The 16,370-nt window shown below is 49.2% G+C and carries 19 protein-coding genes and 1 pseudogene; 6 read left to right on the top strand and 14 right to left on the bottom strand.

From position 1 onward, the window contains the following. The 3 genes and pseudogenes from QZ147_RS04445 to QZ147_RS04435 form a co-directional block, all read left to right on the top strand. A partial coding sequence (locus QZ147_RS04445) for a DJ-1/PfpI family protein (RefSeq protein ID WP_295147456.1) occupies positions 1-499 on the top strand: 499 nt, incomplete at its 5' end. 43 nt (positions 500-542) lie between these two features. Then, on the top strand, positions 543-1,178 hold the full coding sequence (locus tag QZ147_RS04440; protein ID WP_295147453.1) for an NAD(P)H-binding protein: 636 nt from the start codon (positions 543-545) through the stop codon (positions 1,176-1,178). Positions 1,179-1,259: 81 nt separating this feature from the next. Next, positions 1,260-1,683 (top strand): annotated as a pseudogene (locus QZ147_RS04435) (Rrf2 family transcriptional regulator). Positions 1,684-1,947: 264 nt separating this feature from the next. Here QZ147_RS04435 and QZ147_RS04430 read toward each other — a convergent pair. The 12 genes from QZ147_RS04430 to aroQ all read right to left on the bottom strand — a co-directional run bounded on the left by QZ147_RS04430 (position 1,948) and on the right by aroQ (position 12,246). Further along, positions 1,948-2,877, bottom strand: coding sequence for a ribose-phosphate pyrophosphokinase (locus QZ147_RS04430; protein WP_295147447.1), 930 nt, complete (start codon positions 2,875-2,877; stop codon positions 1,948-1,950). Positions 2,878-3,249: 372 nt separating this feature from the next. Further along, the gene (gene mnmA / locus QZ147_RS04425; protein WP_295147444.1) at positions 3,250-4,272 is read right to left on the bottom strand and encodes a tRNA 2-thiouridine(34) synthase MnmA; all 1,023 of its coding nucleotides are present in this window, start codon (positions 4,270-4,272) and stop codon (positions 3,250-3,252) included. A gap of 53 nt (positions 4,273-4,325) precedes the next feature. Beyond that, positions 4,326-4,916, bottom strand: a complete 591-nt coding sequence (locus QZ147_RS04420) for a TIGR00730 family Rossman fold protein (protein WP_295147441.1) — start codon at positions 4,914-4,916, stop codon at positions 4,326-4,328. Positions 4,917-4,925: 9 nt separating this feature from the next. Then, entirely contained in the window at positions 4,926-5,780 is an 855-nt protein-coding gene (gene fliY, locus QZ147_RS04415) for a flagellar motor switch protein FliY (protein ID WP_295147438.1), read from the bottom strand. Then, entirely contained in the window at positions 5,773-6,873 is a 1,101-nt protein-coding gene (gene fliM, locus QZ147_RS04410) for a flagellar motor switch protein FliM (RefSeq protein WP_295147435.1), read from the bottom strand. The genes fliY and fliM overlap by 8 nt, the downstream gene beginning before the upstream one ends. Further along, on the bottom strand, positions 6,873-7,568 hold the full coding sequence (locus QZ147_RS04405; RefSeq protein WP_295147462.1) for an RNA polymerase sigma factor FliA: 696 nt from the start codon (positions 7,566-7,568) through the stop codon (positions 6,873-6,875). The genes fliM and QZ147_RS04405 overlap by 1 nt, the downstream gene beginning before the upstream one ends. After that, the gene (locus tag QZ147_RS04400) at positions 7,549-7,899 is read right to left on the bottom strand and encodes a hypothetical protein (RefSeq protein ID WP_295147433.1); all 351 of its coding nucleotides are present in this window, start codon (positions 7,897-7,899) and stop codon (positions 7,549-7,551) included. Before QZ147_RS04400 ends, QZ147_RS04405 begins: the two co-directional genes overlap by 20 nt. A 12-nt stretch (positions 7,900-7,911) precedes the next feature. After that, positions 7,912-8,781, bottom strand: a complete 870-nt coding sequence (locus QZ147_RS04395) for a P-loop NTPase (protein ID WP_295147430.1) — start codon at positions 8,779-8,781, stop codon at positions 7,912-7,914. Beyond that, complete coding sequence (gene flhF / locus QZ147_RS04390) at positions 8,774-10,258, bottom strand: flagellar biosynthesis protein FlhF (protein ID WP_295147428.1); 1,485 nt, start codon at positions 10,256-10,258, stop codon at positions 8,774-8,776. Before flhF ends, QZ147_RS04395 begins: the two co-directional genes overlap by 8 nt. Positions 10,259-10,268: 10 nt before the next feature. Continuing rightward, entirely contained in the window at positions 10,269-10,745 is a 477-nt protein-coding gene (gene folK, locus QZ147_RS04385) for a 2-amino-4-hydroxy-6-hydroxymethyldihydropteridine diphosphokinase (protein ID WP_295147426.1), read from the bottom strand. Then, complete coding sequence (locus QZ147_RS04380; protein WP_295147424.1) at positions 10,742-11,767, bottom strand: M24 family metallopeptidase; 1,026 nt, start codon at positions 11,765-11,767, stop codon at positions 10,742-10,744. Before QZ147_RS04380 ends, folK begins: the two co-directional genes overlap by 4 nt. Then, positions 11,764-12,246, bottom strand: a complete 483-nt coding sequence (gene aroQ / locus QZ147_RS04375) for a type II 3-dehydroquinate dehydratase (protein WP_295147422.1) — start codon at positions 12,244-12,246, stop codon at positions 11,764-11,766. Before aroQ ends, QZ147_RS04380 begins: the two co-directional genes overlap by 4 nt. 87 nt (positions 12,247-12,333) lie before the next feature. On the opposite strand from aroQ, the gene QZ147_RS04370 reads away from it, so the two are divergent. Genes QZ147_RS04370 through QZ147_RS04360 form a run of 3 tightly spaced genes read left to right on the top strand, consistent with a single transcriptional unit; the run spans position 12,334 to position 14,754 of the window. Continuing rightward, entirely contained in the window at positions 12,334-13,557 is a 1,224-nt protein-coding gene (locus tag QZ147_RS04370; protein WP_295147420.1) for a metal-dependent hydrolase, read from the top strand. A 21-nt stretch (positions 13,558-13,578) separates the two neighbouring features. After that, the gene (sppA, locus tag QZ147_RS04365; protein ID WP_295147419.1) at positions 13,579-14,448 is read left to right on the top strand and encodes a signal peptide peptidase SppA; all 870 of its coding nucleotides are present in this window, start codon (positions 13,579-13,581) and stop codon (positions 14,446-14,448) included. Positions 14,449-14,463: 15 nt separating this feature from the next. Continuing rightward, positions 14,464-14,754 carry a hypothetical protein gene (locus tag QZ147_RS04360; RefSeq protein WP_295147417.1) on the top strand — a complete coding sequence of 97 codons (291 nt, stop codon included), beginning with the start codon at positions 14,464-14,466 and terminating at the stop codon, positions 14,752-14,754. Between the two features lie 325 nt (positions 14,755-15,079). On the opposite strand, the gene ribD is transcribed toward QZ147_RS04360, so the two are convergent. Together ribD and QZ147_RS04350 are read right to left on the bottom strand one after the other, a co-directional pair. Beyond that, positions 15,080-16,186, bottom strand: a complete 1,107-nt coding sequence (gene ribD / locus QZ147_RS04355; RefSeq protein ID WP_295147415.1) for a bifunctional diaminohydroxyphosphoribosylaminopyrimidine deaminase/5-amino-6-(5-phosphoribosylamino)uracil reductase RibD — start codon at positions 16,184-16,186, stop codon at positions 15,080-15,082. A 75-nt stretch (positions 16,187-16,261) separates the two neighbouring features. Continuing rightward, positions 16,262-16,370 (bottom strand): formate--tetrahydrofolate ligase (locus QZ147_RS04350; protein WP_295147459.1); only part of this gene is annotated, 109 nt, incomplete at its 5' end.

Genomic DNA, 16,370 nt, shown 5'->3' with positions numbered 1-16,370 from the left:
GGACGTATTATCTCGCTTGCCGAACTCTAAAATTTCATACTTTTCGCTAAGCGGCGGCGTCGTAACGAGCTCGACGGATACTCGAATTTTAACGAGCGATTTAGGCGAAATCCGCGCCCGCGATATTTTGCTAATACCGGGCGGTATGGGCGCGCGAAGCGCGGTCTGCGACGATAGATTTATAGCCGCTTTAAAGAGCCTTTGTAAAACTCATAAATTCACGCTTACGGTCTGTACGGGCTCTGCGTTGCTCTCGCTTACGGGCGAACTAGACGGTAAAATCGCGACTACGAATAAGGCGGCTTGGAGGTGGGCTACGTCTTTAAATCCTCGCGTAAAATGGCGGCGCAAGGCGCGGTGGACGCGCGACGGCGGTATTTACACGAGCTCCGGCGTTTGCGCCGGGATCGACGCGGCGTTCGGGCTAGCAAGGGATATCGCGCCCGAAGCGGCGGACGAAATCGCTAGCGCTATGGAGTATAAGCCGAGCTGGCTGTAAATTTAAGCGGCAATAAAAACAAATCAAATTTAAATGAGAAACAATGAAAGTAGCAATCATCGGAGCAAACGGAAAATCAGGTTCAAATTTGGTGCAAGAAGCCCTAAAACAAGGGCATGACGTAACGGCTATCGTGCGAAACAAAGAGTATAAAAACGACGCGGTAAAGGTGGTCTATAAAGACGTTTTTGAGCTTAGCAAAGCCGATCTAGCTGGCTTTGACTCCGTTATCAGCGCATTTGCGACATGGACGCCCGAAACATTTGGGCTTCATAAAAAGGTAGCAAAACACCTTGCAGACGCGCTTAGCGGTACGAAAACAAGGCTACTAGTGATCGGCGGCGCGGGTACGCTATACGTGGACGATAAGCAGACGATGGTTATGGATACGCCAAGCTTCCCCGCCGAGTACATGGGCGTCGCAAAGGCTACGGCGGAGTCGTTTTTTGAGCTAAAAGGCAGAAGTGATGTGCTCTGGACATACGTCTCGCCTGCCGGAGACTACGACGCAAACGGCGCTCGCACGGGCAGATACGTCCTTGGCGGCGATAATCTAATACTAAACTCCAAAAACGAGAGCTACATCAGCTACGCAGACCTAGCGCTCGCGGTCATAGACGAGCTAAAAAACGGCGCTTTCGTGCAAAAGCGCTTTACCGCAGTAGGCGAGAGAGTGTGAGCTTAAAATTTTGCGTAATTTAGCTAAAATAACGCCGCGCAAAAAGGACGCGCGGCTTTTAAATTTAAACAAAGGCTGATTATGCAAATAGGACAAAAATTTTCCATCGCTATCCACATCCTGCTTAGTTGCGAGTTTTTTAAGGACGAAAAAAACACGAGCGAATTTTTAGCCGGCACCGTCGGTACGAACCCCGTCATCGTGCGAAATATAATCAGGCTTTTAAAATCTGCAAATTTGATAAACGTAAGCGCGGGCACGGGCGGTGCGAGCCTAGCTAAAAAGCCTGATCAAATCACGCTTTTTGATATATTTTCGGCGGTAAACGAGGGCGAAAACGACATCTTTAAAATTCACAAAAACTCGCCGCCGCCTTGTCCGCTAGGAGGCAGGATCGAGGCGCTTTTGACGCCTAAATTTGGCTCCGCGCAGCAAATCGATGTTTGATAGCTTAGCGGGCGTAAATTTGCAAAATTTGCTAGACGAGCTTAGCGGGCAAGCTTAGCTTTATGGCGCAAAAATTTAAAATTTAGCGCGGCCGCAAGCGCTCAAAGCTACGAGTCGCGCAAAAACGGCGTAAATTTAAACCGCGATAACCGCAGGCGGGCGACGGCGAAATCTGAGATAGGCGAGCTAGGCCGCGCAAAATCGCGGCAAAACGGCAAGGCAAAGCGCATTTAAACTCAACCTGCAATCGGCGCAAACTAATAATACGAGAATTTAAAAAGAAAAATTTCGGCAAAATTTTAAAATTTCGCCGAAATTTAGGCTAGACGAATAGCGAATTTACGCTTTCGTTGTGGTAGACGCGGCGTATAACTTCGCCGAAAAGTGGCGCTACGGAAAGCACCTTAATACAAGGCAAATTTTCTTTTAGCGGGATCGTATCGGTTACCACCAGCTCGTCTAACGCGCCTTTTGCGAGCCTTTCGTACGCGGGTCCGGAGAGCACCGGGTGCGTGCAAAACGCCATTACGCTTACCGCGCCGCGCTCTTTAAACGCCTCGGCGGCCTTTACGATCGTGCCGGCGGTGTCGATCATGTCGTCTACGAGTATCACGTCCTTACCCGATACGTCGCCTATGACGTTCATCACTTCGCTTTCGTTAGCCTTTTCGCGGCGTTTATCGACGATAACCATGTCTAAATTTAGATTTTTAGCCAGCGCTCTGGCGCGCGCTACGCCGCCTACGTCGGGGCTTGCTACGATCGGATTGGGTAAATTTTTAGATCTAACGTAGTCGTTAAATACGATCGAGCCGTAGAGATTATCGACCGGCACGTCGAAAAATCCTTGAATCTGCCCCGCATGCAAATCCATCGTAACCACGCGATCGATACCGGCCGTCTGCATCATATTGGCTACGAGCTTTGCGGTTATCGGCACGCGCGGAGCGGCTTTGCGGTCTTGGCGAGCGTAGCCGAAATAAGGCACTATCGCGGTGATCGAGCTTGCCGAGCTGCGTCTTAGCGCATCGGTTAAGATTAGCAGCTCCATTAGGTTGATGTTTGCCGGAGCACAGGTCGGCTGCACGACGAATACGTCCTTGCCGCGCACGCTCTCGCCGATTTGCACGCTGATCTCGCCGTCGCTAAAACGCTTGATGCTAGCCTCGCTAAGCGGCAGCGACAAATACTGCGAAATTTTTCTGGAAAGCTCGATATTTGCGGTACCGGAGAAAATTTTATAGCCTCTCATTTTTTGCCTCGTAGTAAAATTTGAGGCGCATTTTAACTAAAAGCGGCTTAAATTTTAAGACGAATCGCCGCGCGGCTAAATTTCGCCGCGAAAGTTCAGATCCGCGCTAAATAAATCTTTAAGCTCCTCTTGATGAATCGCGGCTAGGACGGCTAAATTCGGAAAATCGGCGAGCAAATTCGTCATTAATTCGCGCGCGAAGGTCGGCTCGCGCGGCGCCGTTCGGCGAGCGCGGACGGGCAAGGGCGTTACTAAGCTAAACTAAGGCGACTTAAATTTAATGGCGGAAAACGGGCATACGGACGCACGAAGGGCAGAAAATTATACAAATTTTGAGATAGCGGTCGCGTGTCGCGACGAGACGACGCGCGGTTAGGATTTTATAAATCCGCTTCCAATCACCCTATCACCGTCATACATCGTGCAAAGCTGTCCCTTGGCCACGCCAAGAGCGTTTTGCGCTAACGTTAACACGGCGGTTTTGCCGTCTGCGCCGACTTTCACGCGAGCGTCTATTTTCGGGCTTCGGTAGCGGATCTTTACTTCGCTGTCGAATTCTCTTTCCTGGATAAATAAATTCACGCTTTCAAGCTCGACCTCTTTTTGCGCGAGATCGTTTTTCGTTCCGACTACGATACGATTTTTAGCCGCGTCTATACTAAGGACGAAGTGCGGCTCGTGCGCGCCGAATACTTCAAATCCGCGCCTTTTGCCGATCGTGTAGTGCATATAGCCTTGATGGCGACCGATGACTTTGCCCTCTTTATCGACGACGTCGCCCGGTAAATTCGTATCGTAATGGCGGTTTAAAATCTCGATGTAAGTGTCCTCGACGAAGCAAATTTCGCTACTCTCGGCTTGCGTGGCGAACTCTTGCAATACGCTCACCTTGCTCGCCATTTGTTTAATATCTTTTTTAAATTTATCCCCTAACGGAAAAATCACGTCTTTTAGCGTCTCTTTGGGTACTTGCCCCAAGAAATAGCTTTGATCTTTGCTAGGATCCAAAGCCTGCGTGATAAAGCCGTCTATCACGCGCACGTAGTGCCCGGTGGCTAGCTTTTCGCAGCCTTGCTCTTTGGCGAAATTTAGTAGCGCGCCCAGCTTGATAAAGCGGTTGCAAAGCGCGCAGGGATTGGGCGTCTTGCCCTCTTTATAAAGCTGCACGAAAGGATCGTATACGAACTCGTGAAATTTTTCCCGCAAGTCTAAGATATGAACTTTTATACCCAGGAAATCCCCTACTTTACGCACTTTTCGAATATTTTCCTCGTGGTAGCCGGGCTTATCGTGCAGCATCATATAGCACCCTTGTATCTCGTGCCCTTGCTCTTGTAAAATTTTAGCCGTCATCGTACTATCCACGCCGCCGCTCATCGCCACCATTATTTTCATAAAATTTCGCCTTTTGTAAATTTAAAGTAAAAGAGAGATTATATATCCGAATTTTAAATATCGCAAATTTCGCGCGCTATGCGCTCTACGTCGTCGGTGATTTCGTATAAATTTACGTCGGCTTCGCTTATGGTTTTTTGAGCGGCGAGCGTTTGGCGGATAAACGCGTCCAGTCCGCTCCAAAATTTTGCGCCGAAAAGATAAATTTTAGCCCGTTTTTTACCCACTTGCGCGAGTACTAAAATTTCAAACAGCTCATCTAGCGTCCCAAACCCGCCCGGAAATACCACGAACGCTATCGAGCCTTCTATGAGCGCGAATTTTCGCGGGCTGAAATTTGAAAAAAGGTACTTCGCCGTCGCGTAAGGATTAGTCTCTTGCTCGTAAGGCAGCCTTATATTTAGCGCGACGCTGGGCGCTTTGCCGCTTTCAAACGCTCCGCGGTTAGCCGCGCGCATGATGCCGTCGCCCCCGCCCGTAACCACCGCAAATCCGCGCTCGCCGAGCATAAAGGCCAAATCGTGCGCCGCCTTGCAATACTCGTTATCCTCGTTAAATCTAGCCGAGCCGAAAAAAGTAACGCTTTTATTGGCGTAGTCTAAAATTTTGGGAAATTTTTTAAAATCCTTTAAAATTTCGTTCAAATTTTAGCCTTATTTTAGCTGCTGCAATCGCTCGCGCTTCGAGCCGATCTGCGTGATCTGAATGCCGAAATTTCCGTCTATTATCACGACTTCTCCCAGCGCTATGACCTTATCGCCGATTAAAATTTCAAGCGGATCGTTGGCGAGTTGGTTTAGCTCGATAACCGAGCCTATATCCATGCTAAGCACGTCTTTTAGCAGCATCCGCTTCGAGCCGATACGCACGCGGATCGGTAGGCGCACGTCCATGATAAGCCCGATATTTCGCATCTCTTCCGCGCTTAGATCGCTTTTGCCCGCGCTCTTGGCATCGCCGCCTTCTTGCGTTTGGGCTTGCGCTTCGGCGGATTTGGGCTCAAAAATTTTCATTAGCGCGCGGTCGCACGCAAAGCCCACGTGCTCGCTAATATCTTCCATCTTCACGTTAAATAAAAATAGCTTTTCGTAAGCGCCTAGATCAAGTTCCGACTCTTCGTTTAGAAAATTTACGCTCGCCACTTCGAAGCTAATTTTAGGCAGCTCTTTTTGCGCGCCCAAAGAGGTCGCGAACGCCGAAAGCAAATTCGAGAAAATTTCCTTCGCCGCGTCAAGCTCGTCCGAACCTAAATTTTCGTTCTTAGAAATTTCCTCCTCGCCCATCATCCATTCGCTAACCGCGCTTACCAGCACCGGCGTGCAAAGTAGCTCGGCTTTGGTATTTACGTCTCCTTTTAGCGTTACGTTCGCGACTACGACGGGCGGCTTTATGCCGTTTTGCGAAGGCGCGTCGAAGTCGTTTCTTTCGCCTATTTCAGGCGCTCTGCCGGTAAGTCCCTCGATCGTAGCTTTTAGCTCGCCGGTAAAAAGGCTAAAAAAATCATTCATGGTATTCATTGTTTTCGTCTTCCTCTAAATTTTCTTCGTTTTCGTATGCCATTAGCTTGGCTTTGCGCTCTTCCTCGTAGCGTTCTAGTATATTTTTGATCTCGTCTTTGTCCGAGCGGATTAGCTGCTCGATCTTTATGGATTTGCGGAAGCGGTGAAGCCCCATCTGCGCTAAAAAGACCTCTTTTTTATCGATGCAAACGATCGCTTTGTCATCCGCGCCGCGATCGAGCCGCAAAATATCGCCCTCTTTTAAATTTAAAAACTCGTTTACGCTAATTACCGTTTGCCCCAAGATCGCTTCGTATAAAATTTCCGCGCGTCCGATTAGCGTTTTTAGCTCCTTGTTTCTACTTTTTTTAGCGCTAGTTTCGCCTAGCATTATGTCGCGGTTTGCGAGGCGGCTTAAAATCGGCTCTAAATAGATCACGGGATAGCAGATATTTATCATGCCGCTGGAATTTCCGACGATTATCTCCATTACTACCATTATTACGATCTCGTTTTGGCTGACTATCTGCACGACGTTGGGCGAGCTTTCCTTGGCCTCGACGTTAGGATACATATCAGTTATCATCGCCCAGCTCTCTTTTAGACGCTGCATTATCATCCTAAGCACGGCGTCTAGCAAATTTACCTCGATATCGGTTAGTTCGCGGCTAGTCTCGAAATTTTCGCCGTTACCGCCGAGCAAACGATCTATCATAGGAAAGGCGATGCTCGGATTTATCTCCAAAACGCAGTTGCCGTCGAGCGGTTTAATAGAAAATACGTTAAAGCTCGTAGGGCTCGGCAAACTCATCAAAAACTCGCCGTAGGTCATCTGATCTACGCTATGCAGGCGAATTTCTACGATACTGCGCATAACGCTTGAAATTTGAGACGCCAAATTTCGCGCGAGTTTGTCGTGGATGCCCTTTATCGCGCGAAGCTGCTCCTTGCTGACGCGGTTTGGGCGCTTAAAATCGTAAATTACTATCTGGCGCTGGTCGTCTTTGGTGCTAGCGGGCACCTCCATCGAGCTTGCGTCGCCCTCCTCGTCTACTACTTCAAGTAGCGCGTCGATCTCTTCTTGACTTAAAATATCAGCCATTAAGCCCCCAAATTCTCTCGTATTTTTTCAAGCAATCGCTTGTGAATTTGCGAAATTCTACTCTCGCTGACTTGCAAAATTTCGCTAATTTCTTTCGAGCTTAGCTCCTCGTAATAATAAAGCTGAATGATTAACTGCTCGCGCTCGTTAAATTTTTGCAAAATTCGCTCGATCTTTTCGATCAGATCCTCTTTTTCGACGCATTCAAAAGTATCTCCGCCGCCCGAAAGCTCGATCTGATCGTCTAACGGAAGCAGCGTTATAATAGAGCTAACTCCACGCGCGTCGCGAATTTTCTCCACGTCTTCGCCGAGCTTATTCGCCAAAAATTCGTCGCTAGGCTCATCCTCGTGCTCGTTAAAATATTCGTCTATCGCCGCGTTTATGGACTTAACCAGCGTGCGAGACGTGCGGCTAATGACGTCCAGCGAGCGCAAAAAATCAAGCATAGCGCCGTAAACGCGCTTTTTGGCAAATCCCCAAAAAGAGTCGTTTTGCTCCTTGTCGTATCTACGCGATAGCTTTATCATTTCCTCCACGCCCGTGCCGATTAGATCGTTCACGTCTACGGTATTAGGCAGGCGTTCTTTTAGGCGAAACGCCATAGCCCGAAGAGCGGGCATATACTGCAAGACTATGTCGTCTTGGGCTTTTTTAATATTTTGCGCGTAGGGGTTAAGCGGCTTTTGCTCTATTTTTTGCATCTTCTTTGCCTAAAATTTCGCCCGCGCCTTGATTAGTTACGATCGCCATTATATTATCCATACGCTTTTCTCTGACGGCGAGCTCGGAGATTAGGTATTCGGCGATCTCCTCGTGGCGCTCTTTATCGAAAAAGCGCTTCATGGTGCGGCGAACGTCGACGTAGTTCATGATTACGACGTGAATGATTAGGTAAAAAAATAACGTGATAATTAGCGTATAAACTAGCATTTCAATCGGTTCGCTTACTTTTAAAATCGTAAAAACTACGCCTATAAAAAATCCGCAAACCGTAAAAAACGCTATAAAATTTTCCGCTCTCATGCGCACTCCTTGCTAAAATTGCTCGATTAGCCGTCTTAAAAAGCTTCCAAAGCTTCGACCGGTTTTGTCGTCAAGCACTTTTCGTTCCAACCTAAACAGTAAATTCGACGCGATCATCCTTATCTGATCGGCCGCCGCGCTAAATTTCATATCGTCGGTAAATAGCGTGCGTTGCTTAATACTACGCGAGACCCCTTTGTCTATCTGCAAAAACCCCGCCAAATCCAGGCGTAAATTTCCGCCGATATTAGCCGCCGCCACGCGCTTAATGTTTTGAAAAATTCTAACCGCCTCCGCTTCGCTTTTAACCATATTCATCAAAAGCATAGGATTGTCTTTAAAGCGGCTTAAAATTTTAATCACGGCGTAAGCGTCGGTGATAGAAGAAGGATCGGGCACCGTTACTACCAAGACCTCGTCGGCGGCTTCTAAAAACGTCTGCGTGCTGCCGCCGATACCCGCTCCCGTGTCTATTATCATAAAATCAAGATCGTCCAGCTCGCTAGCCTCGTCCAAAAACCGCTCGTATAAAAATTGGCTATTAAACCTTAAAATTTCATCGCCGCTTTCTCCCGGTATCAGCGTCAAATTTTCGTTTACCGGCACTAAAATTTCGCGCAAGCCGCACTCGCCTTTTAATACGTGGAGCAAATTTTTACCCATTTTTACGTTTAAAATAACGTCTAAATTCGCTAGCCCTATGTCGGCGTCTAACAGCGCCGTCTTATAACCGTTTTGCGAAAGAACGTTGGCTAGATTCGCGCTTATCGTACTTTTGCCCACGCCGCCTTTACCGCTCGTTACCGCTACGAAATGCGTATTTTTATTCGTAGGGTTTGCGGGCGAGACGATATCTTGCAGCCGTCTGGCTTGGTTATTCATCGCGCTCTCCGGTTACGCCTTTTTTGTAGCCTTCCAGCACGCACTCGACTAAAAATTCGCTCTTAGCCTCGACTAGATCGTCTGGAACCTCTTGCCCTACGCTAAAAAAGCTAACGGGCGTACCCGTCTCGTAAATTAGCGAAAAGACGTTGCCGAAAATTTTAGTCTCGTCGAATTTCGTAAAAATTAGCGTATCGATGCCTAAAAAACCGAATCCGCCGTAAATTTCTATTAAATCCTCGATCTTTGAGCCCGCCGAAAGCACCAAACTCACGTCTATCTGCGCGCCGCCGTGCTTTAAAAAGCTAGCTAGTCTTTCAAGCTTTTCTTTGTCGTATTGCGAATTTCCCGTCGTGTCTATCAGGATCATATCGCAGCTATTTAGCGTTTTTATCGCACCTTTAAAATCCTCGACCTCGATGACGTCTAGGATCGGCAGCTTCATCATTTTAGCGTATTGAAACAGCTGCTCGACTGCGCCGATACGATAAGTATCTAGCGTAATAATGCCTGTTTTATAGCGTTTCTCGCCGCCGTAGGCAAAGCGCGCGGCAAGCTTGGCTAGCGTCGTGGTTTTGCCTACGCCGGTAGGCCCTACTAACATCATAATGCGCTGTTTTCTTACGCTAGGCTCTTTTCTGCAAGGCAGCATATTTCGCAAAAGCGAGTAAAAATAGCGCTTAACCGCGGTCGGATTTGCCTTCATAGACGCGGGCAAATTTTCTATCGTAGTCGTCATTATGGCCTCTAAATGTTCGGCCTTCATGCCGCTTAGTTTCGCGGATTTATAGATGCTAGCAAATTCCGGCGGGATAACCAAATGATCGCGCTGCGAGGCCTTGTCCTCCCAGATCATATCGGCCATTAGATCCATCTTTTCGCTTAGCGCCGACACCTGCCTCGCCACGTCGTCGATTTTTTTATTTACTCCCGCGACTTGGGGCTTTTCGTCGATTTCGGCCATATCTACGTTTGCGATTTGACTAATCTCCTTGGCTACTTGCGAGATATTAAGCAACACGTCCTCGTCGGCGCCTCCTTTTGCGCCCTCTTTTAAATTTCCGCGCGGGCTTTGGCTAAAATTCGCGCTAGAAGCGTCTAAAATTTCGCGAGAATTTTCTAGCGGACGGCTTTTTAGCTCGCCGCCGTAAGGCTCGGGCGAGAGGGTTTTAGCCGCACTTTGGCTAGCTTGCGCCAGGGACGCGGGTTTGGCGCGAGTTTGAGAAGGCTCGTAGCTTTGGTTAAATTTCGAGTAGGCGTTTTCGTAGTTCGCCGCTCTGGGGTTTAGGCGCGGTTTTGCGGGCGCTTCGTCCTCTTCGACGCTGACTAAAATTTCGTAAAGCGGTTTTTTATTTATCGTTTTCGCCTGAATTTGCTTAGTAGTTACTAAAATCGCCTTTTCGCCGCACGCTTCCTTCGCTTTTTTGAGCGCTTCGATACTGCTCTCGCCCGTAAACGTATAAAATTTCGTAGCCAAATTTTCCCCTTTAAATCGCCATTAATCCCATCGGCACGATCACGCTGATACGCTCGCGCGCGCCCGGATGAGGCAGTCTTAGACGCTCGCTTTCGCGTGCGCGCCCGCTAAAATATAAAATGTCTAAATCAAGCGTTCTAGGCGCGTTTTTAAAGCTTCTTTCGCGCTTAAATTTTAGCTCGTAACGCTGTAAAATTTTTAGCAGCGCGTTAGCCGCCAGACTCGTTCTTACGCCGATTACGGCGTTGCTAAAATCGGACTGATTAACGTAGCCAAACGCCGCGTTTTCAAGTATTTGCGAGCATTCGCAAACGCCAAAACGCCTATCGTTTCTAAGCGCGCGAACAAAGCGGCTAAACCGCCTTTTCGTATCGCCGATATTACCGCCTAATCCGATAAAGGCGTAAAATTTAAACTCTCCGCTCACGCTAAATTTACTCGGAAAAAAGCGGCTTTTTACGAGCCTTCTAGCGCCCGCGAGCTTCATAAAATTTCAGCCCCGTCCGCGCGCGCGACCACGACGTCCTCGATACGCACGCCAAGCTCTCCTGGTAAATAAATCCCGGGCTCCACGCTAAACACCATTCCTTCTTTTATTACCGTTTCGCTTCTAGCGCTAATTACGGGCAGCTCGTGTATATCTACGCCCACGCCGTGTCCCGTGCTATGATAAAATTCGCGCCCAAAGCCTTGCGCCGCGATAAAATTCCTAGCCACCGCATCGATTTCGCGCGCCTTTTTGCCCGGCATAACCGCCGCGATAGCTCGCGCTTGCGCCTCTTTTACGATCTCGTAAATTTCTTGGCGCCTGGCGTCTTTAAAATTTTGCTCTTTGCCGAAGTTAAAATTTTCGTCAAAGTACGCCGTACGCGTCCTATCCGAGCAATAACGACCGAATTTTACCCCCGCGTCCAGCAACAGCAAATCGCCCGCTCTTAAACGCTTTTCAGACGGTAGAGCGTGGGCTTTAGCGGCGTTTTCGTTGATAGCTACGATAGGCGAAAAGCTAAGGTCTAGCTCGCCGCGTTTTTTAAAAATAAGCTCGGCGTTAAAAAATAGCTCGCGTTCGCTCATTCCTTCGCCGTTTTCGCGCACGAACGCGGCGAATTCGTCGAAACGCTCCGCTCCTAGCCGCGCGGCGCGCTTTAAAATTTTTATCTCGTCTTCGGTTTTTACGATACGCGAAATTTGCGAGAAATTCGCGCGCGGAACCGCCCTTACTCCAATCCCCTTAAAAAGCGCTTCAAAGCTTGCTACGCTCATTTCTTGGGGGTTAAAAGCGATCTTCGCGGGGCGAAATTTTCGGATTATCGCCCGCGCGTCTTTTATTAAATTTCGCTCGCTCAAAACGACGCAAACACCCTGCTTTACGAGTGTTTGAGCCTCAAAGAAATAGCGCGCGTCGGTTAAGAAAAATTTCTCTCCCGAAATTTTAAGCAAAAGCGCGTTGTCGCAGCTGTAACCGCATTCAAAAAAAAGCGCGCTTTCGTCTTTTAAGATATAATTCATTGCTGCGCTTGCGCCGCTCTCATCGCTTTTACTTGTTCAAAAATTTGCAGCATGCCGATCATCGCCAAATGATACCCCACGGGGCCGAATCCCGCTATCTGACCCGCAGCTACCGCAGCTACTAAGCTTTTGTGGCGAAACTCTTCTCTGCGGTAAATATTGCTTATATGCACCTCGATAACGGGAAGATTTACCGCGCTTAACGCGTCGCGAATAGCGATCGAAGTGTGCGTGTAGGCGGCTGGGTTAATAATTATGCCGTCGGCTTCGCCTAAGCACTCTTGAATTTTATCGACGATTTCGCCTTCTAAATTGCTTTGGAAAAAGTCGATGTCTACGCTATTTTGATCGGCTACGATCTTCATTTGCGCATGGATGTCTTCCATTCTCATCGAGCCGTAGATACCGGGCTCGCGAAGCCCTAGCACATTGATATTAGGTCCTTGGATTACCATTATTTTTAGATTTTTGTCCGCCATTTCCGTCCTTTTTTCGAAATTTCGGGCTTGATTATACAAATTTATTGCTAAATTTTGGCTACAATCGCAAAATTTCAAGGGGCGAAAATGAAAATTTTAAAAGCAAATAGCATAATCTTAGGCGGGCGGGATTGTAAAATTTTAAAGGACGGCGCGGTCGCGTTCGATAATGAAATTTTAGCCGTAGGCGACGCGCGCGAGCTTAAAAAACGCTACGTAAACGCCGAATTTACCGATCTAGGCGATGCAATTATAACGCCCGCGTTTGTCAATACCCACGCGCATTTGGAATTTAGCGCGAACTCGTCTAGCCTAATTTACGGCGATTTCGTAAAATGGCTAGGCTCGATCGTAGAAAAAGGCGGCGAGCTTGCGGCTAAATGCACGCCTAAAATAATGGCGGACGCGCTAAATTCGATGCTAAAAAGCGGCGTGGGCGCGGTGGGCGCGGTATCAAGCTTCGGCAAAGATTTGGAAATTTTAGCAGCTTCGCCCGCCCGCGTCGTGTTTTTTAACGAAATTTTAGGTTCTAATCCGGCCGTCTGCGAGCAAAATTTCGCCGCGTTTGAGGCGCGTTTTAAACAAAGCGCCGAGCTAAAAGGCGAACGCTTTACGCCCGCCGTTTCGCCGCATTCGCCCTATTCTTTGCACCCGGTCTTAGCGGCAAAAGCGCTAAATTTCGCCCGCGAGCGGGGTTTGCTAGTTTCGACGCATTTTTTGGAAAGCTCGCACGAGCTTGAATGGCTGACTTCGGGGACGGGCGCGTTTGGCGCGCATTTAAAGCGCTTTACGCCGACTCCCGCGCCTATGTATTCGCCAAGCGCGTATTTAGCGATGTTTACGGGGCTTCGCACGCTATTTACGCACTGCGTTTGGGCGGATTTTACAAAGCTAAATTTCGACCCCGAGCTTCACGGCATCACGCACTGCGCGGTCTCAAATCGCCTGCTAGGCGCGCGCTCGCTCGATCTAAGCGCCGTAAAGAGCGCTAATTTGAGCCTAAATATCGGCACGGACGGACTTAGCTCGAATATCAGCCTAAATTTTCTAGGCGAGATGCGAGCGGCGTTAATGACGCATCCAAACCGCGAACTAAACGATCTTGCACGCGAAATTTTCATCGCCGCTACCGCTGGCGGAGCGCGCGCGCTAAATCTAAACTCGGGCGAGCTATCCGTCGGTAAATTCGCCGATATCGCCGTATTTAAGGGGTTTTCGGACGTAGGCCAAAGCGAGCTTATAACGCAGCTAATCTTGCAGACAAAAGAGTGCGAGCGGCTCTACGTGGGCGGCGAACGGGTGAAATTTTAGCCCTAAATTTAAAGGATTAAGATGCAAATTTTAAGAACTATTTTTCGCGGCGTCGGCGCCGTTTTTCGCTTCATAAACACCTATTTTAAGGCGATGCTCTTTTTGCTCATCGTGTTTTTGATATTTTTTAGCGGCAAGGGCGAGAGCGTAAATCCGCCCAACCTAACCCAGATAAATCTATCGGGCGCGATCATGGACGCCGGCGAGGCGCTAGAAAAGATCGAGGCCGCGCGCAAGGACGGCGATATCAAGGGCGTGCTGCTTTATATCGATAGCCCGGGCGGAGCGCTGGCGCCTAGCGTCGAGCTACACACGGCGGTCAAAAATCTACGCGCCGCAAAGCCCGTGGTCGCATACGCGGGCGGGTCGATGACGAGCGGTAGCTACTACGCGGGTGCGGGCGCAAACAAGATTTTAGCAAATCCGGGCGCGTTTATCGGATCGATCGGCGTGATAATGCAAGGCGCGGATGCTAGCGAGCTAGCGGCTAAAATCGGCGTCTCGCAGCAAGTCGTAAAAGCGGGCGAGTATAAAGAGGCGGGGACGTTTCTGCGCCCGTGGAGCAAAATCGAGCGCGAGCAGCTGCAAGAACTCGTAAACGCCAGCTACGAGATGTTCGTAAGCGACGTGGCGGCCGATAGAAATCTGGACGCAAACAAAAGCAAAGAGTGGGCCAACGCGCGGGTATTTCTCGCTCGCGATGCCGCAAAACTCGGACTTATCGACGAGGTGAGCGATTATTATTCCGCGCGCGCAGAGCTAGAAAAGCTAAGCGGCGTGGCCGAGCCCGTCTGGGCAAAGCCGTCCGTCTACGAAAAAGCGGTGCAAAAATTTATAAATCAAGGCGCAAACTCGCTAATCTCGGCATTTTTTGAAGCTAAGGCGAGGTAAATTTAAAGGTGCGCCGTGAAAATAATCTCGAAATTTAAAGACAACTACGACTTTATGGTCTCAAAATACGGCCTTGACGAGATGCTAGTCTACGACCACAGAAACTCGACTCCGGTTGGCGCGGATGAGCTATGGAAACTGAGCAAAATAGATCAAATGGATTTTGAAAAGAAACTGGGCGGTTACCGATTTGCGGGCGATAAATTTATAAATTTAATCGAACGAGAAGCGGAGCCAAATCAGGCAACAAATTTGCAAAAAGGCGGAAAATTTAGTCGCGAGCTTGCGACGCGGGTAAAATTTTAGCCTATAAACTTAGAAAGTCGGCGGCAAGAGCAAATTCGGCAAGAGCGGGCTAATGCGGCGCGTTTTGTCGGCGTTTACGAGGCGCGCACGGCAGGCATTCGGCGTAACGTAAATTTACGGCATTTTAGAAGCAGCGACGGACGGCGGTTTAAGGCGGCGTAAAGACGGGCTAGGCGCGAGTAAGGTTTATCGCTGCGTCTAGTCGCGCACGGCAGCAAATTTAACTAGCGCTAAGTCTTGTCCGTAAAATAAATTTCCGTAAATCAGCCATAGTTCCCGCACGACAAATAAGCGATAGAATCCGCGAATTTTGCGCGCGGCAAGCCTAATCCTCGCGCCTATACCACGCGTAAAATCCGTCCGCGAGCCTACCGCTAAATAAAGGCGTTAGCTTTAAATTTAGCCGCACGGCGGGAGCGTCTTTAAACTCGCTTGATCTATAAATCAAAACCCAGCGCACGCGCGGATCAAGCTCGCGCAAGAAATTTTCGCCGCCCTCGATCATCGTTAGCCCCGATTTTAGCGCGCTATCAAGCGTGTCTGAAATTTCTACGCGGCGACCGGGCACGCTAAAAAGCGGAATGCCCGCGTCAAAGTCCCGCTCGCGCGAATAAATCAGCACGTTAGGGGCGCGGCCGCCCGAAGCTAGTCGCGCATCAAGCGTCGGACGATCGGCGCGCACGGTAGCGCCGCCGATTACGAGTAGGTCTACGACCGAGCGTAGCGCGTGCATGTGAGCGCGGCTTTCCTCGTTTGATACGACGCCGCCCGTCGCTACGCCGTTAGCGCAAAGCGCGATCTTAAAGAAGCTAAAATTTCCGCGTCGCCACGCGTTAAAAGGCTCGATAAGCGTGCGCCCCGCGTCTTCGCAAACGCCCGTCTCCACGCGCACGCCGGCTTCCTTTAAAATTTTCGCTCCGCCGCTAGCCGCCTCGTTTTCGTCCGCGCACGCGATTACGACGGAGTCTAATTTTAACTCCGCTAAAAGCTTGGCGCACGAAGGGGTTTTACCCTCATGGGCGCAGGGCTCTAACGTCGCGAACGCCCGCGCTCCCGCAAGCGCGCCGTTGTGGTTTTTTAGAATAAATTCGTAACAAAACGCGGCGTTTAGATCTGCCGCGTCGAGCGCGGCTAGTAAATTTCGGGCGGCGAAATCTTGCCGAGCGCTCGCGCCGCCTAAAAATTTTACCCCGAATTTCGCTTCGTATTCGCGCGTAAATTTTTCTAAAATTTCGGGCGATTGCTCAAAAAGCGCAAACAAAACCGCTAGCGGCTCGGCATGTAAAAATCCCGCTTTTTTATGCGCTTTTACGCTTAAAATTTTGCCGTTTTTATCTAATATCGCACAGCCTACGGCCGGGTTCGGGTAAGTTAAAATTTGATATTTCCACGCCTCGTTTAGGGCTAAATTCATATAAAATTCATCAGTCATTTTAGCTCGCTTAAAATTTTCGCGGTCGCGGCAAATTAGAAGTTAAATCGGATAAATAAAAAACGGGCGGGTCGCCTAAGCAAGCCCGCTTATTTCGCCGTTAGCGTCTATTTTCATATTTACCGCCGCAGGCGTTTTAGGAAGGCCCGGCATTAACATAATCTTACCGCACACCGCGACGATA

It is taken from the genome of uncultured Campylobacter sp. (genome assembly GCF_905371695.1).
Classification (GTDB): domain Bacteria; phylum Campylobacterota; class Campylobacteria; order Campylobacterales; family Campylobacteraceae; genus Campylobacter_A.
The sequence above is the reverse complement of the archived record's forward strand: the minus strand, read 5'-3'. Positions and strand labels throughout refer to the sequence as shown.